This window comes from Pseudomonas sp. NFR09 (genome assembly GCF_900111535.1).
GTDB classification, from domain to species: Bacteria; Pseudomonadota; Gammaproteobacteria; order Pseudomonadales; family Pseudomonadaceae; genus Aquipseudomonas; species Aquipseudomonas extremorientalis.
In genome coordinates, this window is record NZ_FOIH01000010.1 from 174671 (window position 1) to 196674 (window position 22004).

Below are 22004 nucleotides of genomic sequence, written 5' to 3' on the forward strand. Positions count from 1 at the left end.
CTTTGAGAATCCCCAGATGCGCCACGCCGGCAACGAAACCCTGGCTGCCCTCACGGCCTATAAAAGTGGCTTCTTCAACATCGGCCTGTTCTCGGCGGTGATCAACCTGCTGATGCTCGCCCCGGCGCTGTACATGCTGCAGGTGTACGACAGGGTGCTGGCTTCGGGCAACCAGATGACCCTGCTCATGCTGACGCTGATGATCCTTGGCCTGGTCGGCCTGATGGGCGCGTTGGAGTGGGTGCGCAGCCAGGTGGTGATCCGTCTCGGCACGCAGATGGACATGCGCTTGAACCAGCGGGTGTACGACGCCGCGTATGAAGCGCAACTCAAGGGCGGCACCCAGGCGGCCGGCCAGGCGTTGCATGACCTGACCACGCTACGTCAGTTCGCCACCGGCCAGGCGTTGTTCGCGTTTTTCGATGCGCCGTGGTTTCCGGTGTACCTGTTGGTGATCTTTCTGTTCCACCCCTGGCTCGGGCTGTTGGCGCTGGTCGGCGCAGTGCTGTTGATCGTGCTGGCGTGGGTCAACCACCACGTCAGCCAGGCCCCGATGGCCCTGGCCAGCCAACTGTCGATCAGCGCCAGCCAGCAGGCCACGGCTAACCTGCGCAATGCCGACACCATCGAAGCCATGGGCATGCTCGCCACCTTGCGCGCGCGTTGGTTCGGCCAGCACCAGGCGTTCCTGGCGCAGCAGAACCTGGCCAGTGAAAAGACCGCGACGGTCACCGCCTGGTCCAAGGGCGTGCGCCTGGCATTGCAGTCGCTGGTGCTGGGCCTGGGCGCGTTGCTCGCGGTGCAGGGTGACATCACGCCGGGGATGATGATCGCCGGTTCGATCCTCATGGGCCGCGTGCTCAGCCCCATCGACCAGTTGATCGGCGTGTGGAAGCAGTGGGGCTCGGCGCGCCTGGCGTTTGATCGCCTGTCACAGATGCTGGAGGCCAACCCGGCCCGGCCCGAACGCATGAGCCTGCCGGTGCCAAAGGGCCAACTGAGCGTCGAGCAAATCAGGGCCTGCGCCCCCGGCAGCCGCCGACCGGCGCTGGCCAACCTGGGTTTCAGCCTGGCGGCGGGCGAGGTACTGGGGGTGATCGGGCCGTCAGGCTGCGGCAAATCCACCCTGGCCCGGATCCTGGTGGGCGCCTGGGCACCCTTGGCCGGCAAGGTGCTGCTGGACGGCGCCGACCTGGCCCTGTGGGACAAACAGCAACTGGGCCCGCACATTGGCTACCTGCCGCAGGACATCCAGCTGTTCGCTGGCAGCATCGCGCAAAACATCGCGCGGTTTGCCGAGGTCGACGCGGACAAGGTCCTCGCCGCCGCACAAATGGCCGGCGTGCATGAGCTGATCCTGCAACTGCCGCAAGGCTACGACACGCCGTTGGGCGAAGGCGGCGCCGGGCTGTCCGGTGGCCAGAAACAGCGGGTCGGCCTGGCGCGTGCGCTGTACGGCCTGCCTGTGCTGATCGTGCTGGACGAGCCCAACGCCAACCTCGACGAGGTGGGCGAACAGGCCCTGCTCCAGGCCATCGGCCAGCTCAAGCAACAGCGTCGCACGGTGATCCTGATCACCCACAAGCCCAACGTACTGACCCTGACGGACCAGTTGCTGATCCTCAAGGACGGCCAGTTGCAGGCCTTCGGGCCGACGGCCCGCGTGTTGGAGGCACGGCAGAAACCGGCAGCGAGCAAGCCAGTGTCGACCCTGAACATGAGTTACCGCCTTGGTGAAGGAAAACAGGCATGAGCCAGAGCAAACCCGTGCTGATCAGTGACGCGCCGAACAATGTGCTGGCGCTGGATGATAAAAAATATTCGCGCCTGGGTTGGCTGCTGATGCTCGGCGGTTTTGCCGGGTTTCTCGGCTGGGCAGCGTTGGCGCCGTTGGACAAGGGTGTTGCGGTGCCGGGCAAGGTCATGGTCTCGGGCCATCGCAAGACGGTGCAGCACCCGGCCGGGGGGATCGTGGAACGCATCGAGGTGCGCGACGGTGATGTGGTCAGCGCTGGCCAGGTCCTGCTGCGCTTGAAAGAAACGCCTTTGCGCGGGCAGATGCAGTCCCTGCGCAGCCAGTACCTGGCATCCCTGGCCAGTGAGGCGCGCTTGAGTGCCGAAAGCGAAGGGCTGGCGGCGATCAGCTTCGGCCCCGAGCTGCTCAACGATCCCGAGGCGACGGGCACGCTGAGCCTGCAACGGCAACTGTTCCAGAGCCGGGCCCAGGCACTGGCCACCGAGCAACAAGGCCTGCGCGAAACCATCGCCGGCGCCGAGGCGCAGTTGCGTGGCACGCGGGATTCGCAAGCGAGCAAAGTCCGGCAGCGGGCGGCGTTGAATGAGCAACTGCAAGGCCTGCGCGAGTTGGCGCGTGACGGTTACATCCCGCGCAACCGCCTGCTCGACAGCGAGCGCCTGTACTCCCAGATCGACGGCGCCATCGCCGAAGACGACGGGCGCATCGGCCAATTGCAGCGCCAGGTGATGGAACTGCGCCTGCGTATCCGCCAGCTTGGCGAAGACTTCCAGAAAGACCTGCGCGGCCAGTTGGCCGAGACCCGCACCCGCAGCGACGACCTGCGCAATCGCCTGGCCTCGGCCGAGTTCGAACTGGCCAACAGCCTGGTGCGAGCGCCGGCGTCGGGCGTGGTGGTGGGGTTGGACGTGTACACCGAAGGTGGCGTGATCAAGCCCGGCCAGGCGTTGATGGACATCGTGCCCCAGGGCGAGCCCTTGCTGGTGGAGGCGCGGGTGCCGGTGCAGATGGTCGACAAAGTGCATCCGGGCTTGCCGGTGGAGTTGATGTTCTCGGCGTTCAACCAATCCACCACGCCACGAGTGGCCGGTGAGGTGACGCTGGTTTCGGCGGACCGCCAGGTCGATGAGCGCACCGACGAGCCGTATTACACGCTGCGTGCCCAGGTCAGCGCGGCGGGCATGCAGCAACTGGACGGCGTGCAGATCCGTCCGGGCATGCCGGTGGAAACCTTCGTCAAGACCGGGGAGCGCTCGATGCTCAACTACCTGTTCAAACCGTTGATGGATCGCACCCACATGGCGCTGGTGGAAGAATGAAGGCGCTGCTGTTTACCTTGTGTTTGGGGTGTACCTCGGCGCACGCCTTGGGTTTGCTGGATGCCTACGACCTGGCCCTGCGCAATGACCCGACCTTTCAGGCCGCGATCCAGGAGCGTGAAGCCGGTGAAGAAAACCGCGTGATCGGCCGCGCGGCGCTGTTGCCGAACCTGTCGTGGAGCTACAACAATTCGCGCAACGAATCCGAAGTGACGGCGGGTGATGTCACCAGTGACCGTGACTACCGCAGTTACGCGTCGACCCTGACCTTGCAACAACCGCTGCTGGATTACGAGGCCTACGCGCGCTTTCGCCAGGGCACCGCCCAGGCGTTGATGGCCGATGAACGCTTTCGCGGCAAGAGCCAGGAGCTGGCGGTGCGGGTGCTCAACGCCTACAGCCAGGCTTTATTGGCCCAGGAGCGAATCGAGCTGAGCCGCGCACAGAAACGTGCGTATGCCGAGCGCCTGCAACTCAATGACCGCCTGCTCAAAGGTGGCGAAGGCACGCGCACCGATGTGCTGGAAACCCAGGCGCGCCTGAGCCTGGCCCAGGCCGAAGAAATCGAATCCCAGGATGCCCAGGACAGCGCCCTGCGCGAGTTGGAAGCCATCGTCGGCCAACCGTTGCAGATCGAAGAACTGGCGCCACTGACGCGCCAATTCGAGATCCCGCCGCTGGAACCCAACCGTTTCGAAACCTGGCGCGAACTGGCCATGGCCAACAACCCGGAACTCCAATCCCAGCACCACGCCCTGGACGTGGCCGCCTATGAAGTGGAACGCAAACGTGCCGGGCACCTGCCCAAGGTCAGCCTGTACGCCACCAGCCGCCAGACCCACTCCGACTCGGAGAGCAGCTACAACCAGAAGTACGACACCAACACGGTCGGCATCCAGGTCAGCTTGCCGCTGTTTGCCGGTGGCGGCGTGTCGGCCTCTACGCGCCAGGCGGCTAATCAACTGTCCCAGGCCCAATACGAACTGGACGCGCAAACCTCGGCCACGCTGGTGGAGTTGCGCAAACAGTTCAACCTCAACACCAGCGGCGCGGCCAAAGTGCGTGCTTATGAAATGGCCGTCAGCTCTGCCACGGCTTTAGTCGCTGCGACGAAAAAGAGTGTGGCCGGCGGTGAGCGGGTCAACCTCGACGTGCTCGACGCAGAACAACAACTCTTCACCGCCCGCCGCGATTTGGCGAATGCGCGACATGCGTATCTGCTGGCGAGGATTCAGCTGAAGTATTACGCGGGGTTGCTGAGCGAGCAGGACTTGCGGGCCTTGGCGGGGTATTTCCAGCCTTCGGCATAAGTGGTTACAACCCGGCATTCGCCGGGTTTTTTGTGCTTACTAATCTGTGAATCAGCTTCGGGAAATGGGGCCGGTTGTCGGGTGACAGGGGAAAATTGTTACTTGGCGGAAAATAACCTAACGGATGGGTTACGATGAGAGTAGGCAATTACAAAGGATATGTGATTTCGGTGTTTATCAGGGATGAGCATTGCCCGCCCCATGTGCATGTGCGGGGGAAGGAATGGGATGCGCGTTTTCGTTTCAGCTTTCTGGACGGGGACGTGGAGTTGTGGGACGTAGAGCCTGAGCGGCGGCGGCCACCCATGGCGGTTTTGAAAGAAATACGCTGGGCGATCATGCAGCGGCATTACTTGGCGCGGGCACGTAGGCTCTGGTGGGAATACCTGCAAACGGTCTGCCTGGAGAATCATTCCTGGGATTGGGAGGCCGGTGAGTTGGTGCCAGGGTTGGTTATTCGACGTGGAGTCCACGTCATCGCAAGTGCTCGGCACGATGTCGTAGCGCAGAGGACAATTTTGAATCTGGTAAGAGCACCAGACTGCGTGGGGATTGATCTATGAAAATCGTAAAAGCCAAAGTTGTACCCTATAAACCGCTCACTGAGGCCGACGTCGAAAAGGCGATAGCCCGAGGGCGCAAGACACGGCACCTTTATGCCCGTGCCAGCGCTGTGCGTTATGAAGACAACTGCATTTCCATCGGCTTCATCGACGGTAGTCGCATTGTACTGCCGGTAGCGGGTCTGCCCGAGTTCGCAGGGTTTTCCCTGGAGGACTTTGAGCAACTGGAAGTCGGCTTTGGCGGAAAGGCGCTGTGCTGTGAGGCCCAAGACCTGGATGTTTCGATCACGGGCCTGATTGCCACCAGCAAACCCCTGATGGACCTGGCGATCAGCCTGGTTGCTTCGCGCAACGGTCGCAAAAGCAGCGCCGCCAAAGCCGCCGCCGCTCGCGCCAATGGCAAGAAGGGCGGGCGGCCGCGCAAGAAGGAACCGGAGGACGTCGAGTTACCGCCGAGTCAATAACACCCCGGATTCCATATGGTGCGTCCACGGAAACTGGTCAAACATCGCGCATTTCGTAATCTTATGCGTGTCATGCAGTTGCGCGATGTTCGCCGCCAACGTCTCCGGGTTGCAGGAGATGTACAGGATGTTGTCGAAGCGTCGGGTCAGTTCGCAGGTGTCCGGGTCCATGCCGGCGCGCGGTGGGTCGACGAACACGCTGCCGAATTCGTAGCTTTTCAGGTCGATGCCGTGCAGGCGGCGGAACGGGCGCACTTCGTTGAGGGCTTCGGTGAGTTCTTCGGCAGAGAGACGCACCAGCGTGACGTTACCCACCGCGTTTTCATCGAGGTTGCTCAGGGCCGCATTCACCGAGGTCTTGCTGATTTCGGTAGCCAGCACGTTGCGCACGCGCGTCGCCAGGGGCAGGGTGAAGTTGCCGTTGCCGCAGTACAACTCCAGCAGATCATCCGGGCGATCGCCCAGGGCGTCGTAGGCCCAGTTGAGCATCTTCTGGTTCACCGTGCCGTTGGGCTGGGTGAAGGCACCTTCGGGCTGGCGATAGCTGAAGGTGCGCCCGCCGACTTCGAGCTTTTCCACCACGTAGTCATGGCCGATCACATCGCGCTTGCCCTTGGAGCGGCCGATGATGCTGACATTCAAGTCGGCAGCCAGCTGGTTGGCGGCGGTGTGCCAGTGCTCGTCCAGCGGGCGGTGATAGCACAGGGTGATCATCGCGTCGCCGGCCAGGGTGGTGAGGAACTCCACCTGGAACAGCTTGTGGCTCAGGGCGGCACTGGCTTGCCAGGCGGCCTTGAGCTGCGGCATCAATTGGTTGATGCGCTGGCTGGCGATGGGGAACGCTTCGATCAGGATCGGCGTGCGCTTGTCGTCCTGGGAGAACATCGCGTAGTGGCGTTCACCGCCTTCGCGCCACAGGCGGAACTCCGCGCGCAGGCGGAAGTGCTGCAGCGGCGAGTCGAAGACCTGCGGCTCGGGCGCGTCGAACGGTGCCAACAGGTCACGCAAGCGCGTGACCTTGTCTTGCAGTTGAGCGGTGTAGCGTGCGGCGTCAAAAGTCATGCGTTGAACCAGCCCAGCTTGATCACGAACAGAATCGACAGAATCACCAGCGCCGGGTTCAGCTCACGGTAGCGGCCCGAAAGCAGCTTGATGGCGGTCCAGGCGATGAAACCGAAGGCGATGCCGTTGGCGATGGAGTAGGTGAAAGGCATTGCCAGGGCGGTGATCACCACCGGCGCTGCTACGGTAATGTCGTCCCAGTCGATTTCGGCCAGGCCCTGGGTCATCAGCACTGCCACGAACAGCAGGGCCGGCGCGGTGGCGAAGGCTGGGACGCTGGCGGCCAGTGGCGAGAAGAACAACGCCAGCAGGAACAGGATCGCGACCACGATGGCGGTCAAGCCGGTGCGGCCGCCGGCGCTCACGCCCGCCGCCGACTCGATGTAGCTGGTGGTGGTCGAGGTGCCGAGCAGGGAGCCGGCCATGGCGGCGGTGCTGTCGGCGATCAGCGCACGGCCCATTTTTGGCATGTGGCCATCCTTGCCCATCAGGCCGGCACGCTTGGCCACGCCGATCAGGGTGCCGGAGTTATCGAACAGGTCGACGAACAGGAAGGCGAAGATCACGCTGACCAGGCCGATATCCAGCGCGCCCTTGATATCCAGCTGCAGGAAGGTCGGGGCCAGGGACGGTGGCATCGACGTGACGCCGCCAAAAGGCGTGACGCCCAGCAGGATGGACACGAGGGTCACCGCCAGGATGCCGATCAGCACCGCGCCGCGCACGGCCAGGGCTTCCAGGGCCACGATCAGCACGAAACCGAGGGTGGCGAGAATTGGTGCCGGTTGTTTCAAGTCGCCCAGGCCCACCATGGTGGCCGGGTTGCTGACCACGATGCCGGCGTTGTGCAGGGCGATCAAAGCCAGGAACAGGCCGATACCGGCGGCAATCGCCGAGCGCAGGGGCAGGGGGATGGCGTTGATGATCCACTCACGGATACGGAAGATCGACAACAGGAAGAACAACACCGCCGAAATGAACACCGCACCCAGCGCCACCTGCCAGGTGTGGCCCATGTGCAGCACCACGGTGTAGGTAAAGAAGGCGTTGAGGCCCATGCCCGGCGCGAGGGCGATCGGGTAGTTGGCGATCAGTCCCATCACGGTCGAGCCGATGGCGGCCGCCAGGCAGGTCGCGACGAACACCGCGCCCTTGTCCATGCCGGTCTCGCCGAGGATGCTCGGGTTCACGAACAGGATGTAGGCCATGGCCAGGAATGTCGTGATGCCCGCGAGGATCTCGGTGCGCACGTTGGTGTTGTGTGCCTTGAGTTGAAACAGCTTTTCCAGCATGCCTGCTCCCTGTGACGCTCTGTGGCGTCGTGATTTGTTGACCTCTAAGTCAAAGCACAAACTGCGCCAAGCGCCTTTGGTTTCAGAGAGGATCGGAAAAAGCGGCGCATCATACCAGCAGCCGAGGCCTTGAGGCATACTGCGCCGACGTTTAAACCAAGGTCATCTGCAACATGAAAAACGCCAGCCTGTGGAGTCTAGCCCTGATCCCCTGTATCAGCCTGTTGCTCGGCGCAGCACCGGCCTGGGGCGCGACTGCACCGCCGTTGAGCGAAGTGCGCGTGTTCAAGGTTGAATCGGCGGCGTGCACGGAAACCATCCCCGAGCGCGCACAAAGCACGCAGATGTGCACGCACCGTGGGCCCACCAAGGTGTCAGTCATGGAAGTCGGCCTGGGCAACAACCCCATGGGCCGCTTTGATGGCGCAGAGCTCAATGGGCAGCGCACGGCGGTCTGCCAGGTCGGCAACATCAGCGAGGCCTGCAACGGGGCCGGCACACTGATGGGCTACATCTATGTATTTGACCTGAACGTGCAGGCCCAGGGCTGGTTCCAATACAGCAATTCCTCGATCAACCCCCCGCAGAACACCCTGACGACGCTGCTCAATATCCGCTGATCAATCACCTTGAACGCTCATTACCCCGGGAAGTCGTACCCCTGAGACGGCGATTTCCCTGAACGCCGCGGATGTCCACCAACCCGTGAGGTGTTTATGAGCGCAACCCCCAATGGCGCGGCGGCCCAACCGTTCGTCAGCCACTCGATACGCCTGAGCCTCAACGGCCAGGACCGCCAACTGGATGTATTGCCGTGGACCACACTGCTCGACCTTCTGCGCGAGCAACTTGACCTTGTCGGTAGCAAAAAAGGCTGCGACCACGGCCAATGCGGCGCCTGCACGGTATTGCGCGACGGCAAGCGGATCAATGCCTGCCTGACCCTGGCGGTGATGTGCGACGGCGCCGAGCTGACCACTATCGAAGGCCTGGCCGACGGCGACCAACTGCACCCGATGCAGCAGGCGTTTATCAAGCACGACGCCTTCCAGTGCGGCTACTGCACCCCCGGCCAGATCTGTTCCGCCGTGGGCCTGGCCAATGAAGGCCGTGCCCACGACACCGCGCAGATCCAGGAGCTGATGAGCGGCAACCTGTGCCGCTGCGGCGCCTACAGCAATATCCGCGATGCCATCGAGGAAGTCCTGGAGGGCAAACCATGAACCCCTTCCATTACAGCAGGCCGACCGGCGTACAGGAGGCCGTGCACCTCAGCAGCGCCGCATCGCGCTTTATCGCCGGCGGCACCAACCTGCTGGACCTGATGAAAGAGAACATCAGCCGCCCCGAACACCTCATCGACATCACCGGCCTGCCGCTGCATGACATTCAGCAAACGTCCAGTGGCGGACTGTTGATCGGCGCCCTGGTGAGCAATGCCGACCTGGCCTGGCACCCGTTGATCGAACAGCGTTACCCGTTGCTCTCCCAAGCCATCCTCGCCGGTGCCTCGCCGCAGCTGCGCAATATGGCCAGTACCGGCGGCAACCTGTTGCAGCGCACCCGTTGCTACTACTTCTATGACGCCACGGTACCGTGCAACAAGCGCGAGCCCGGCAGTGGCTGCCCGGCGCGCACCGGCTTGAACCGCATCCATGCGATCCTCGGTGCCAGTGAGCAGTGTGTCGCTACCCATCCTTCGGACATGTGTGTCGCCCTGGCGGCATTGGCGGCGCGGGTGCATGTCGAGGGCCGTGGCGGTGCGCGGATCATCGAGTTCGCCGACTTCCACCGCCTGCCCGGTGATACGCCGCAACGGGACAACCTGCTGGCCGACGATGAACTGATCACCGCCATCGAACTGCCTGCCGACAACCTGGCAAGCCATAGCAACTACCTGAAGATTCGCGACCGCGCCTCTTACGCCTTCGCCTTGGTGTCTGTCGCTGCAGCCCTTGAGCTGGACGGCGACCGCATCATTGATGCGCGCCTGGCGCTCGGCGGCGTGGCCCACAAACCCTGGCGCGACCGCGCGGTGGAAGCCGGGCTGATCGGCCAGGTTGTCAGCCGCGAAACCTTCAGCCAAGCCGCCGACGCCCTGTTGCAAGACGCAGAACCCTTGGAACACAACGGCTTCAAGATCAAGTTGGCGCGCCGGGGCATCATTCGTGCCCTGAGTGACGCCGCTGTTGCAGGAGAACGCCCATGACTGCCATCGGCAAACCCTTGGACCGGGTCGACGGTCTGCTCAAGGTTACCGGCCAGGCGCGTTACGCCGGTGAGTTTCCCGAGGAGGGCCTGCTGCATGGCAGCGTGGTGTCCAGTACCGTCGCCAAGGGCCGCGTGCTGCGTATCGACGCTTCCAGGGCGTTGGCGCTGCCGGGGGTGGTGGCGGTAATTGATCACCTCAACCGGCCAAGAATCGCCAGCTACGACGACGCTTTCCAGGACGACGACGCAGCCGATGGCTCGCCGTTCCGCCCGCTGTACAACGATCGCGTGCTGTACAGCGGCCAACCCCTGGCCTTGGTGATCGCCGACAACCTCGAATTGGCGCGGCATGCCGGCTCCCTGGTGGAGATCGAGTACGCAACCGAAGCCTTCGAAACCGACCTGCTGGCCATGCAGGAACAGGCCTATGCCTCGCCGCAAACCCCGCCCAAGCCGCGCGGCAACTTCCAGGCCGAGTGGAGCGGCGCCCCCTTCAGCCTGGACCTGCACTACAGCACGCCCGTCGAACATCACAACCCGATGGAGCCCCACGCCAGCACCGTGCTGTATCAGCCGGACGGCACCCTGCATATCCATGACAAGACCCAGGGCCCGCAGAACTGCCAGGCCTATGTGCAAAAAGTCTTCGGCCTGGATAAAAGCCAGGTGCGCATCTTTGCCGCGTTCGTGGGCGGCGCGTTTGGCTCAGGTTTGCGCCCGCAGTACCAATTGCCGCTGGGGGTGATGGCGTCCCTGGCGCTCAAACGCTCGGTGCGCGTTACCCTGACTCGCCAACAGATGTTCACCTTCGGCTACCGCCCGCGCACCTTGCAGCGTTTGCAGATGGGCGCGGCCGCCGACGGTCGTTTGCTCGCGCTGGGCCACACCGCTATCGGCCAGACCTCGCGCTTCGAGGATTTCAGCGAACATGTGGTGGAGTGGAGCGGCATGCTCTATCACTGCGACAACGTGCAACTGACTTACAACCTGGTGCCCCTGGACGTGTTCACGCCCCTGGACATGCGCGCACCTGGCGCAGCGCTCGGGGTGATCGGCCTGGAGTGCGCCATGGATGAACTGGCCTGCGCCTTGGGAATCGACCCGGTGCAACTGCGCCTGATCAACTACGCCGAGCGCAACCAGAACGAAGACAAACCCTGGTCAAGCAAGGCCCTGCGCGAATGCTACAGCGAAGGTGCCGAGCGTTTCGGCTGGAGCCAGCGCAACCCGGAACCGCGCAGCATGCGCGACGGTCGCCAGTTGATCGGCTGGGGCATGGCCGGCGGGGTGTGGGAAGCCATGCAGATGAAGGCCAGCGCCAAGGCGCGGATCGACGCGCAGGGCAAGCTGACGGTCAGCAGCGCCACCACCGATATCGGCACCGGCACTTACACGGTGATGACCCAGATTGCGGCGCAGGCCAGTGGCGTGGCAGTCGAGGACGTGGTCTTTGTGTTGGGCGATTCCTCATTGCCTACCGCACCGCTGCAGGGCGGCTCGTTTACCGTGTCTTCGGTGGGCACGGCGGTGCAGCAGGCCTGCGAAGCGTTGACCGGCAAACTGCTGGTCATTGCTCGGCAGACTTACCCGGTCTTCACGCAGGCCGAATCCGTACGCTTTGAAGACGGCCAGTTGCATACCGGTGACGTGAGTGTGTCGTTGGCGCAGTTGGTCAAGGACAGTGGCGAAGACGCGCTGGAGGTGCAGGTCGACAGCGAGCCCGACAAAAAACGCGAGGGCTATAGCACCGCGACCCATTCGGCGGTGTTTGTGGAAGTCCGGGTCGACGAAGACCTGGGCACCATCAAGGTCAGCCGCGTGGTCAGTGCGATTGCCGCCGGGCGCGTGGTCAACCCCAAGATGGCCCGCAGCCAGATTCTCGGCGGGGTGGTGTGGGGCATCGGCATGGCCCTGCATGAGGAAACCCAGACGGATCATCAGTTGGGGCGCTTCATGAACCACAGCCTGGCCGAGTACCACATCCCGGTGAACGCGGACATCGGCGAGATCGACGTGGTGTTTGTCGAGGAGCATGACGAGATCGTCAACGCCCTCGGGTCCAAGGGCGTGGGGGAGATCGGCATCGTCGGTGTTGCGGCGGCGGTGGCGAATGCGATTTATCACGCCACCGGCAAACGGGTGCGGGAATTTCCCATCACCCTCGATAAGGTGCTCTGACACGCTCTAGCCAGCACTGGTTATCAAGTGTGGGAGGGGGCTTGCCCCCGATGGGGGGTGTCAGTCAACGATGCTGTGACTGACATGGCGCTATCGGGGGCAAGCCCCCTCCCACATGGGTTATACGCTGGTTTTTTGAATAGGCTCTTCCACCGGCACGTGCATGCGGTCACGGTTGGCCAGGGTCGGGAACAGCTTGATCCACACGCCTGTTATCACCAGCGTACCGATCCCGCCCATGACCACGGCCGGCACGGTGCCGAACCAGTGGGCCGTGATCCCGGATTCGAATTCGCCCAACTGGTTCGACGCACCGATAAACAGGCCGTTGACCGCACTGACCCGACCGCGCATTTCATCCGGGGTTTCCAGCTGCACGAAGGACGCACGGATGACCATGCTGATCATGTCCGCTGCCCCCAGCACCACCAGCACCGCGAGGGAAAACCAGAAGGAGGTGGACAGGCCGAAGGCGATGGTCGCCACGCCGAACACACCGACAGCGGTGAACATCACGCGGCCCACATGGCGGTCCACCGAGAACCGCGCCAGCCACAGCGACATCAGCAACGCCCCCACCGCCGGCGCCGAGCGCAGCAGGCCCAGGCCCCAGGCGCCGGTCAGCAGGATGTCCTTGGCGAACACCGGCAACAGCGCGGTCGCACCGCCCAGCAGCACCGCGAACAGGTCGAGGGAAATGGCGCCGAGAATGTCCGGGCGGCTGCGGATAAACCGGATGCCGGCCAGCAGCGAATCCAGGGTGGCCTTGCCTTTATTCAATGGGGTCTGGCGGGCGGGCAGGTTGAGGGTCAGCACGCAGGCAATGAGGTACAGCACCACGGTAGGGCCATACACCCACACGCTGCCGAACGCGTAGAGCAAACCGCCGAGCGCCGGCGCGACAATGGTTGCCAGTTGCTGGGCCGACTGCGACGAGGCCACGGCGCGTGGGAACAGCGCGCTGGGCACGATGCTTGGCAGCAGTGCCTGGGTGGTGGGCATTTCGAACGAGCGCGCGGCACCCAGCAGGAAGGCGAGGATAAAGATCATCTCGCGGGTCACGTTGCCGGTCAGGCCGCCGATGGCCAGGCTCAGGGCAATCAGCGCCTGCACGGTCTGGCAGATGGCGGCCACCTTGCGTCGCTCATAGCGGTCGGCCACATGCCCGGTGTGCAGCATGAACAGTACGCGGGGTACGAACTCCACCAGGCCGACCAGCCCCAGGTCCAGCACATTGCCGGTCAGTTGGTAGAGGTTCCAGCCGATGGCCACGGTGAGCATCTGGAAGCCGCTGGCGGTGAAGATGCGCGCCAGCCAGAACGCGATGAAAGGGCGGTGGTGACGCAACAGCAACGCGGGTTCACTAGGCATCGGGGAATTCAGATCAGAGCCAAAGGAAGCGCCGAGATTATCATTAAGTTGTAACAGATAGTTGCAACAACTGAGCTGAGGCAGTCTGTCACGCGGCAAAAGACCACACAGTTCATTCCTGAAAATGGGACTACTCTTTCAGCAATGCTTGATCCAGATCAATGCCCGCCCGGGCATCGGCCTGGTGGCCTGCGGGCCAGATTCCCTACGCGGTTGGCTAAAAAAAGAAACGAATCGAAATTCGCCAGACTCCATATCCGTGGGGGCAGTGGGTGCAGGCTCCCGCCAGCAGCCGGTATTACCTGACAGAGGAAGACTTATGTTCGGTTTGGAGGCGCTCGATCTCGCCCGAATTCAATTTGCGTTCACCATCTCGTTCCACATCCTGTTCCCGGCGATCACCATCGGCCTGGCCAGTTACCTCGCGGTGCTGGAAGGCTTGTGGCTCAAGACCCACAACGACACCTACCGCGATCTCTACCACTTCTGGTCGAAGATCTTTGCCGTCAACTTCGGCATGGGCGTGGTGTCCGGCCTGGTCATGGCCTACCAGTTCGGCACCAACTGGAGCCGCTTCTCGGACTTTGCCGGCGCCGTCACCGGCCCGCTGCTTACGTACGAAGTGCTCACGGCGTTCTTCCTCGAGGCCGGTTTCCTCGGCGTGATGCTGTTCGGCTGGAACAAGGTCGGGCGCAACCTGCACTTCTTCTCCACCGTGATGGTGGCCGTGGGGACGTTGATTTCCACGTTCTGGATCCTTTCGTCCAACAGCTGGATGCAGACGCCCCAGGGTTTTGAAATCATCGATGGCCGTGTGATCCCGACCGACTGGTTCGCCGTGGTCTTCAACCCGTCGTTCCCCTATCGCCTGGCGCACATGGCCACGGCGGCCTTTGTGGCCACCGCGTTCTTCGTCGGCTCCTCGGCAGCCTGGCACTTGCTGCGCGGCAAGGACAACCCGGCGATCCGCAAGATGCTCTCCATGGCGATGTGGATGGCCCTGATCGTTGCGCCCATCCAGGCGGTGATCGGTGATTTCCATGGCCTCAACACCCTGAAGCACCAACCGGCGAAAATCGCCGCGATTGAAGGCCACTGGGAAAACATCGGCAACGAACCGACTCCGCTGATCCTGTTTGGCTGGCCCGACATGAAGGCCGAGAAAACCAAGTACGCGGTGGAGATCCCGTACCTGGGCAGCCTGATCCTCACTCACTCCCTGGATAAGCAAGTGCCGGCCCTCAAGGAGTTTCCACCGGAAGACCGCCCCAACTCGACCATCGTGTTCTGGTCGTTCCGGGTCATGGTCGGCCTGGGCTTCCTGATGATCTTCACCGGCCTGTTCAGCCTCTGGCTACGCCGGGGCGACAAGATGTACACGTCCAAACCGTTCCTGTACCTGGCGTTGTGGATGGGGCCGTCCGGCCTGATCGCCATACTTGCGGGTTGGTTCACCACCGAGATCGGCCGCCAGCCGTGGGTGGTCTACGGGCTGATGCGCACGGCGGACGCGTCCTCCGGGCATAGCCTGGCGCAGATGACCATCACCCTGGTGTTGTTCGTGGTGGTGTACTTCGCGCTGTTCGGCGCAGGCCTGGGCTACATGATGCGCCTGGTGCGCAAAGGGCCTCAGACCCACGAAGGCAGCGAGCCCACCCATGGTGGCCCGGGCCAGAAACGTACACCGGCCCGTCCGTTGTCCGCCGCCGATGATGGCAGCGACGACGATCACGCGCACATCCAGCACAAGGGGCATTGAGATGGGTATTGATCTTCCGCTGATCTGGGCCGTGATCATTATCTTCGGCATCATGATGTACGTGGTCATGGACGGCTTCGACCTGGGTATCGGCATCCTGTTTCCGTTTATCCCGGGCAAGACCGACCGTGACGTGATGATGAACACCGTGGCCCCGGTGTGGGACGGTAACGAAACCTGGCTGGTACTGGGCGGCGCAGCGTTGTTCGGTGCGTTCCCGCTGGCCTATTCGGTGGTGTTGTCGGCGCTGTACCTGCCGCTGATCCTGATGCTGATCGGGCTGATCTTCCGCGGTGTGGCCTTCGAGTTCCGCTTCAAGGCCAAGGACCACAAGCGTCATCTATGGGACAAGGCCTTTATCGGCGGTTCACTGGCCGCCACGTTCTTCCAGGGCGTGGCGCTGGGCGCGTTCATCGATGGCATCCCTGTAGTGAACCGCCAGTTTGCCGGCGGTTCGCTGGACTGGCTCACGCCGTTCACGATGTTCTGCGGCGTGGCGCTGATCGTGGCCTACGCGTTGCTCGGCTGCACCTGGTTGATCATGAAGACCGAAGGCCCGCTTCAGGAAAAAATGCACAACCTGGCGCGACCGTTGGCCTTCGTTTTGCTGGCGGTGATCGGCATTGTGAGTATCTGGACGCCGCTGACGCACCCGGAAATCGCCTCGCGCTGGTTCACCCTGCCGAACCTGTTCTGGTTCCTGCCGGTGCCGATCCTGGTGCTGGTGACCCTGTACGGGTTGTTCCGTGCCGTGGCGCGTAATGCGCACTACACGCCGTTCCTGCTGACGCTGGTGTTGATCTTCCTGGGCTACAGCGGCTTGGGTATCAGCCTGTGGCCCAACATCATTCCGCCATCGGTGTCGATCTGGGACGCTGCCGCGCCGCCGCAAAGCCAAGGCTTCATGCTGGTGGGCACCTTGTTCATTATCCCGTTCATCCTGGGCTATACCTTCTGGAGCTACTACGTGTTCCGCGGCAAGGTCACCCACGAAGACGGTTACCACTAGGAGGGGCGTTCCATGTCCGGCAAACCTTCGTTGCACGAGATTGAACAGGCCGAGAAGCAGCCGTTGTGGCGGCGCCTGGGGTGGCTGGCGATGATCTGGACGGGCAGTGTGCTGGCCCTGTTCGTCGTGGCCAGCCTGATGCGCATGTTTATGAGTGCGGCTGGCCTGACCACCCACTGACATCCCGATCCGGGCTTTGCGGCCCGGCTTTCCAGCCCTGCTTTTCGCCAGAGAAGCAGGGTTTTTTTATTTGCGCGCCTTGAGGATCACGAATTTTGGCGTGGTGGCGACTTGCTCGACACCCCGGAACAGGCGCGCCAGCTTGGTGTGATAACCGAGGTGGCGGTTGCCGACGATATAAAGGGCGCCGCCCACCACCAGGGCTTCCCGTGCCTGTTGGAACATGCGCCAGGCGAGGAAATCGCCGACCACCTGCTGCTGGTGGAACGGTGGATTGCACAGCACCACGTCCAGGGATTGCGGCTCTTGCCCCGCCAGGCCGTCGGCGGCACGCACGATCACATCGCGATCACCAAGGGCCGCTTGCCAGTTTTCGGCCGCCGATTGCACCGCCATGTAGGACTCGTCCACCAAGGTGTAGTGCGCTTCGGGGTTTTGCAGGGCGCTGGCAATCGCCAGTACGCCGTTGCCGCAACCCAGGTCTGCCACGCGGGCGCTGCCCAGGTTTTTCGGCAGGTGGGGCAGGAAGGCGCGAGTGCCGATGTCCAGGCCTTCGCGGCAGAACACGTTGGCGTGGTTCAGCAGTTCGATAGCCGGTGCGTCCAGGGTGTAGCGGGTGGGGTAGGGCGACACGGCAGCAGGGCGATCTTCAACGGTGGCGATCAGCAATCGCGCCTTTTTTACCGCGAGCGATGCGTGCATCGGGCCAATGTAACGCTCCAGCAACTCGCCCGCCGCCCGTGGCAAATGCTTGATCATCGCCCCGGCGATCACTTCGGCGCCTGGGGCCAGCTGGCCTTGCAAGCGAATCAGTTGTTCTTCCAGCAATGCCAGGGTTTTGGGTACGCGGATCAGCACCCGGTCGAACGGCCCGGTGGGGATATGGCTGGCCGGGATGAACGCAACGGCGTCAAACGCCTTGCCGTTGCGCACCAGGTTTTTTTCCAGGCCTTGCGCCGCCAGGAACGAATCGCCACTGGAGGTCAGTTGCACGTTGCCTTGAAGGCTGGCCGCAAGGGCGCCGAAGCTGTCATTGAGCACCAGCACCCGGGTTTGTGCGGTCGGCTGCTGTTCCGCCAAGTGGCTGAGCAGGTACTCGTCGGCGGCATCGAAGGCTTGCAGCGGATCGTTGTGTTGCTCTGGCTGGCGGATCAGATCGAGCTGGGCAAAGGGGCTTTCGAGCAGGGGCATGGCGGGGGAGACTCTGGGTAAACGATGGGTGTTCGACAGCGGTTGCCGAACCGTCTGAGTGAACCACGGGCGACACCCCGGAGGGGTCGCTCAGCACTCAGAGTGGGTGGTAAATGTTACGTTTTTTTCAGCGCGATTACATGCGGTGTTTCTTGGCCGGTTAAATAATCCCGGCCTGCGCGGCGCGAAGCACGGCGGCGATTTTGTTGTTGACGCCCAGTTTCTTGAGGATACTGCTGACATGAAAGCCTACCGTACGCTCGGACAAACAAAGTATGGCGGCGATATCTGCTGCGGTCTTGCCCATGCCAGACCACATAAGGACTTCCGTTTCCCTAGGGGTCAATTTGCTTGCAGGGTTGACGCTGGGTTTTTCGGCAAACTTCTGCGCCAGCACGGCATGCATGGCGTGGCAAAGCCATAGCGCCATTCCTGCTTTTTCATACAATTCTTCCGGGCTGATGTCACCTTTGCCACGGCTCAACGTCAGCATGCTGAAGACCCCCCGGAAATCATGCACGCTGATGGTCAACGCCTTGTGTACCTCCAAGGTAGCGGCCAAAGACCAAAGACTGGGCACGTCTTTGAATGTTTCCTCCTTCCAGACAAGGGGTAACACGCCCTCCCTACAATGTTTCACTACGGGGTCTACATCGAAGTAGTGCGCTTGGTGGTATAGATTTTTCCATTCAATTGGATAGTTCGTCAGTTCCACCGGTTTGTTTTCACCGTTGGTGAGTTGAGAACTCATCTTGAAGGAACAGTATTGGAAACCGAGTTCGTAGGCCTTGTTGATGGTCATTTCAAATACGCTGGTGACCTCGTCCTCACCTTCCAGCGAGTGGAGTCGTGTATTTCGCCAGTTAAGCATGGGTAAATCTCCATGGGGTCTCCGTGACTTGGGGTACGTCCTTTATCCCCAACGTTGCACGAAAATCAGTGTAGGACACGTACTACATGGCGAGAGGAAAATTTCGTTCTTGCGCTGTAAGGTTTAAGAATTTTTCCACAGGAAGGTAGTTAGCCAAGCAATTGGCAAGTTCGAAACTCGCGATTTATTAGGGGGTTGAAGCGCCTGTAACAACCCACTAACAGCGGCTATATGAGGTAGTTTTTAAAGCTAATAGCGAATTGATCGAAGGTGAAATCAACTTGCCATCATTGCGTACTGGTGTGATGCCACTTCCTATCGTAGGTGTTTCCGCGCACGACTTTGAGCGACACTAGGGCACTTGTAGAACGGAGCCCCCCATGACGGCCAGTGCTGAGAAATTTACCCGCCAGATCTTGCTCGACGTGCAATCGCTGACCCCCAGTCTGTTTACCCTGCGCACCACCCGCGATCCGGGCTTTCGTTTTACCGCGGGCCAGTTTGTACGCCTGGGTGTCACCAAGGCGGATGGCAGCACGGTATGGCGTGCGTATTCCTTGGTGTCCTCGCCGTTTGATGAGCACCTGGATTTTTTCTCGATTGTCGTCCCGGACGGTGAGTTCACCAGCGAGCTGAGCCGTCTGCGAGTCGGCGATACCTTGATGGTGGAGCGCCAGGCCACGGGGTTCCTGACCTTGAACCGCTTCGTCGACGGTCGGGATTTGTGGATGCTTGGCACCGGCACCGGGGTGGCGCCGTTTTTGTCGATCCTGCAAGACTTCGAGGTCTGGGAGAAATTCGAGCGCATCATCCTGGTGTACAGCGCACGGGAAGCCAGAGAGCTGGCTTACCAAGAGCTGATCAACGAGTTGGGCGAGCGCGAATACCTGACCGAATACGCGCACAAACTGACCTACATCCCCATTGTTACCCGCGAACAACACCCCGGCGCATTGAATGGGCGCATCACCACGCTGATCGAAAATGGCGAACTGGAGCGCGCGGCCGGCGTCGAACTGACCCCGGAGCATTCCCGCGTGCTGATTTGCGGCAACCCGCAGATGGTCGATGACACGCGCCAATTGCTCAAGCTGCGCGATATGAACCTGAGCTTGAGCCGGCGACCCGGCCAGGTGGCGGTGGAGAACTACTGGTAATAAAAAAGGCGCCTCAAACAGGCGCCTTTTCATGCCGGCTCGATTAGAGCGGCTTGTCGTTCTGTGCCTTGAGCAGATCGCGGATCTCACCCAGCAGCACTTCTTCCTTGGTCGGCGTCGGCGGCAGGCTTGGCGCCACGGCCTCTTCACGTTTGAGGCGATTGATCGCCTTCACGCCCATGAAGATCGCAAACGCGATGATCACAAAGTCGATGACGCTCTGGATGAACTTGCCGTATGCCAGGACCACCGCAGGCACATCGCCTTGGGCAGCCTTTAGCGTTATCGCCAGGTCACCGAAGTCCACGCCACCGATCAACAGACCAATGGGCGGCATCACCACGTCGCCTACAAACGAGGAAACAATTTTGCCGAAGGCTGCGCCGATGATAATACCGACGGCCATGTCGACCACATTACCTTTGACCGCGAAGGCCTTGAACTCACTGATCACGCCCATAGGTTATTCCTTGTTACAGATGAGAAGGGTGGTACCCAGTGTAAGTCAGTCGTAGAGGGCTTGCCTGAAACAACCGCTCACACTGTTAGCTTTTATCGACACATTAAAACGCAATTAGTTTGCAAAGTGCCATCAATCGCGCGCGAAATACCCGCCAAATCAGCGACTTACCAGATTATTTTATCAATCGGGTTGTTATGACTTTTCTATTTATCTTCTGACTCGCGGGTCACTAGCCTCTGGCAAGCACAACTGAATGTGCACTAAAAAAACCAGAGGAAACCTCGATGAACAATCCAATGAGCCGCGGGCCTGTTACCGCGCGATCCGCGCTGGTACTGGTGACCGCCAGCCTGCTTTCCCTGTCTGTACACGCCGCCAACCTGACCCGCGACAACGGTGCCGCCGTCGGTGACAACCAGAACTCGCAAACCGCCGGCGCCAATGGCCCGGTGCTACTCCAGGACGTGCAGCTTATTCAGAAATTGCAGCGCTTCGACCGCGAACGTATCCCCGAGCGCGTTGTACACGCCCGTGGTACCGGTGCCCACGGCACCTTTACCGTCACTGATAGCCTCAGCGACCTGACCAAGGCCAAGGTGTTTGCCGCCGGCGAGGCCACCCCGGTGTTCGTGCGCTTCTCCGCCGTGGTCCACGGCAACCACTCCCCGGAAACCCTGCGTGACCCACGCGGTTTCGCCACCAAGTTCTATACCGCCGAAGGCAATTGGGATTTGGTGGGCAACAACTTCCCGACGTTCTTCATCCGTGATGCCATCAAGTTCCCTGACATGGTCCACGCGTTCAAGCCAGACCCACGTACCAACCTGGATGACGATTCGCGGCGCTTCGACTTCTTCTCCCACGTGCCCGAAGCCACCCGTACGCTGACCGAGTTGTACTCCGACTCCGGCACCCCGGCCAGTTATCGGGAGATGGACGGCAACGGTGTGCACGCCTACAAGCTGATCAACGCCAAGGGGGAAGTGCACTACGTCAAGTTCCACTGGAAAAGCCTGCAAGGCATCAAGAACCTCGATCCCAAGCAGGTCACCGAAGTGCAGGGCCGCGACTACAGCCACATGACCAATGACCTGGTCACCCACATCAACAAGGGCGACTTCCCCAAGTGGGACCTGTACGTGCAGGTGCTCAAGCCTGAAGACCTGGCCAAGTTCGATTTCGACCCGCTGGACGCCACCAAGATCTGGCCGAACGTGCCTGAGCGCAAAGTCGGGCAAATGGTGTTGAACCGCAACCCGGCCAACGTGTTCCAGGAAACCGAGCAGGTAGCCATGGCCCCGGCCAACCTGGTGCCGGGCATCGAGCCGTCGGAAGATCGCCTGCTGCAAGGCCGGGTGTTCTCCTACGCCGACACCCAGATGTACCGCCTGGGCGCCAATGCCCTGCAACTGCCGATCAACGCGCCACGGGTGACCGTCAACAACGGCAACCAGGACGGCGCGATGAACTTCGGCAAGACCACCACCGGTGTGAACTACCAGCCAAGTCGCCTGTTGCCACGGGAAGAACCGCAAACCGCGCGCTACAGCCAGTCGGCGCTGTCAGGCAGCACCCAGCAGGCGAAGATCCAGCGTGAGCAGAACTTCAAGCAGGCGGGTGACTTGTACCGCTCCTACAGCAAGAAAGAGCGTCAGGACTTGATCGAAAACTTCGGCGGCTCGCTGGCCACCACCGATGACGAGAGCAAACACATCATCCTGTCGTTCCTCTACAAAGCCGACCCGGAGTACGGCACCGGTGTAGCCAAGGTGGCCAAAGGTGACCTGGCGCGCGTGAAGGCGCTGGCGGAAAAACTGACTGACTGATCCGTTGGTTACGGTCGACGCC

20 protein-coding genes are annotated in these 22004 nt (G+C 61.8%); 14 read left to right on the forward strand and 6 right to left on the reverse strand.

The window, feature by feature from the left end; translation table 11 throughout:
* The first annotated feature begins 16 nt into the window (after positions 1-16).
* The 5 genes from BMX59_RS22270 to BMX59_RS22290 all read left to right on the forward strand — a co-directional run bounded on the left by BMX59_RS22270 (position 17) and on the right by BMX59_RS22290 (position 5412).
* On the forward strand, positions 17-1753 hold the full coding sequence (locus BMX59_RS22270; protein WP_093125810.1) for a type I secretion system permease/ATPase: 1737 nt from the start codon (positions 17-19) through the stop codon (positions 1751-1753).
* Positions 1750-3075 (forward strand): HlyD family type I secretion periplasmic adaptor subunit, encoded by a 1326-nt coding sequence (locus tag BMX59_RS22275; RefSeq protein WP_093125815.1) that lies wholly within the window; start codon positions 1750-1752, stop codon positions 3073-3075. The genes BMX59_RS22270 and BMX59_RS22275 overlap by 4 nt, the downstream gene beginning before the upstream one ends.
* Positions 3072-4385, forward strand: coding sequence for a TolC family outer membrane protein (locus BMX59_RS22280; protein WP_093125819.1), 1314 nt, complete (start codon positions 3072-3074; stop codon positions 4383-4385). Before BMX59_RS22275 ends, BMX59_RS22280 begins: the two co-directional genes overlap by 4 nt.
* Positions 4386-4519: 134 nt before the next feature.
* Positions 4520-4948: a DUF4160 domain-containing protein gene (locus BMX59_RS22285; RefSeq protein ID WP_093125823.1), complete on the forward strand. Its 429-nt coding sequence runs from the start codon at positions 4520-4522 to the stop codon at positions 4946-4948.
* Positions 4945-5412 (forward strand): DUF2442 domain-containing protein, encoded by a 468-nt coding sequence (locus BMX59_RS22290; RefSeq protein ID WP_093125831.1) that lies wholly within the window; start codon positions 4945-4947, stop codon positions 5410-5412. Before BMX59_RS22285 ends, BMX59_RS22290 begins: the two co-directional genes overlap by 4 nt.
* Here the strand turns inward: BMX59_RS22290 and trmA are convergent.
* Together trmA and BMX59_RS22300 are read right to left on the reverse strand one after the other, a co-directional pair.
* Positions 5395-6474 carry a tRNA (uridine(54)-C5)-methyltransferase TrmA gene (gene trmA / locus BMX59_RS22295; RefSeq protein WP_093125837.1) on the reverse strand — a complete coding sequence of 360 codons (1080 nt, stop codon included), beginning with the start codon at positions 6472-6474 and terminating at the stop codon, positions 5395-5397. The genes BMX59_RS22290 and trmA overlap by 18 nt on opposite strands.
* Positions 6471-7766 (reverse strand): NCS2 family permease, encoded by a 1296-nt coding sequence (locus BMX59_RS22300; protein WP_058427718.1) that lies wholly within the window; start codon positions 7764-7766, stop codon positions 6471-6473. Before BMX59_RS22300 ends, trmA begins: the two co-directional genes overlap by 4 nt.
* 173 nt (positions 7767-7939) lie before the next feature.
* Here BMX59_RS22300 and BMX59_RS22305 point away from each other — a divergent pair, with 173 nt between their 5' ends.
* The 4 genes from BMX59_RS22305 to BMX59_RS22320 all read left to right on the forward strand — a co-directional run bounded on the left by BMX59_RS22305 (position 7940) and on the right by BMX59_RS22320 (position 12155).
* Entirely contained in the window at positions 7940-8386 is a 447-nt protein-coding gene (locus BMX59_RS22305) for a DUF4879 domain-containing protein (RefSeq protein ID WP_092248266.1), read from the forward strand.
* 96 nt (positions 8387-8482) lie between these two features.
* Entirely contained in the window at positions 8483-8989 is a 507-nt protein-coding gene (locus tag BMX59_RS22310) for a (2Fe-2S)-binding protein (RefSeq protein ID WP_071493627.1), read from the forward strand.
* Positions 8986-9975 (forward strand): FAD binding domain-containing protein, encoded by a 990-nt coding sequence (locus BMX59_RS22315; protein ID WP_092248269.1) that lies wholly within the window; start codon positions 8986-8988, stop codon positions 9973-9975. The genes BMX59_RS22310 and BMX59_RS22315 overlap by 4 nt, the downstream gene beginning before the upstream one ends.
* Positions 9972-12155 (forward strand): xanthine dehydrogenase family protein molybdopterin-binding subunit, encoded by a 2184-nt coding sequence (locus BMX59_RS22320; protein ID WP_093125845.1) that lies wholly within the window; start codon positions 9972-9974, stop codon positions 12153-12155. The genes BMX59_RS22315 and BMX59_RS22320 overlap by 4 nt, the downstream gene beginning before the upstream one ends.
* Positions 12156-12275: 120 nt before the next feature.
* On the opposite strand, the gene BMX59_RS22325 is transcribed toward BMX59_RS22320, so the two are convergent.
* Entirely contained in the window at positions 12276-13526 is a 1251-nt protein-coding gene (locus BMX59_RS22325) for an MFS transporter (protein ID WP_093125849.1), read from the reverse strand.
* A gap of 319 nt (positions 13527-13845) precedes the next feature.
* Here BMX59_RS22325 and BMX59_RS22330 point away from each other — a divergent pair, with 319 nt between their 5' ends.
* From BMX59_RS22330 to BMX59_RS22340, 3 genes are read left to right on the forward strand one after another with little or no spacing between them, the layout of a single operon-like run.
* The gene (locus tag BMX59_RS22330) at positions 13846-15285 is read left to right on the forward strand and encodes a cytochrome ubiquinol oxidase subunit I (RefSeq protein WP_071489952.1); all 1440 of its coding nucleotides are present in this window, start codon (positions 13846-13848) and stop codon (positions 15283-15285) included.
* Between the two features lies 1 nt (position 15286).
* The gene (gene cydB, locus BMX59_RS22335; protein WP_092248277.1) at positions 15287-16294 is read left to right on the forward strand and encodes a cytochrome d ubiquinol oxidase subunit II; all 1008 of its coding nucleotides are present in this window, start codon (positions 15287-15289) and stop codon (positions 16292-16294) included.
* A gap of 12 nt (positions 16295-16306) precedes the next feature.
* Positions 16307-16474, forward strand: a complete 168-nt coding sequence (locus tag BMX59_RS22340) for a DUF2474 domain-containing protein (protein WP_071489954.1) — start codon at positions 16307-16309, stop codon at positions 16472-16474.
* A gap of 66 nt (positions 16475-16540) precedes the next feature.
* Here the strand turns inward: BMX59_RS22340 and BMX59_RS22345 are convergent, their stop codons facing one another.
* Positions 16541-17665, reverse strand: a complete 1125-nt coding sequence (locus BMX59_RS22345) for a methyltransferase (protein ID WP_092248281.1) — start codon at positions 17663-17665, stop codon at positions 16541-16543.
* Between the two features lie 160 nt (positions 17666-17825).
* On the reverse strand, positions 17826-18536 hold the full coding sequence (locus BMX59_RS22350; protein ID WP_092248284.1) for a helix-turn-helix transcriptional regulator: 711 nt from the start codon (positions 18534-18536) through the stop codon (positions 17826-17828).
* Between the two features lie 380 nt (positions 18537-18916).
* Here BMX59_RS22350 and BMX59_RS22355 point away from each other — a divergent pair, with 380 nt between their 5' ends.
* On the forward strand, positions 18917-19693 hold the full coding sequence (locus BMX59_RS22355; protein WP_093125859.1) for a ferredoxin--NADP reductase: 777 nt from the start codon (positions 18917-18919) through the stop codon (positions 19691-19693).
* A 43-nt stretch (positions 19694-19736) separates the two neighbouring features.
* Here the strand turns inward: BMX59_RS22355 and mscL are convergent, their stop codons facing one another.
* Positions 19737-20153: a large-conductance mechanosensitive channel protein MscL gene (gene mscL / locus BMX59_RS22360; RefSeq protein WP_071489958.1), complete on the reverse strand. Its 417-nt coding sequence runs from the start codon at positions 20151-20153 to the stop codon at positions 19737-19739.
* Between the two features lie 287 nt (positions 20154-20440).
* Here mscL and katB point away from each other — a divergent pair, with 287 nt between their 5' ends.
* Positions 20441-21982: a catalase KatB gene (gene katB, locus BMX59_RS22365; protein ID WP_071489959.1), complete on the forward strand. Its 1542-nt coding sequence runs from the start codon at positions 20441-20443 to the stop codon at positions 21980-21982.
* The last annotated feature ends 22 nt before the right edge of the window (positions 21983-22004 follow it).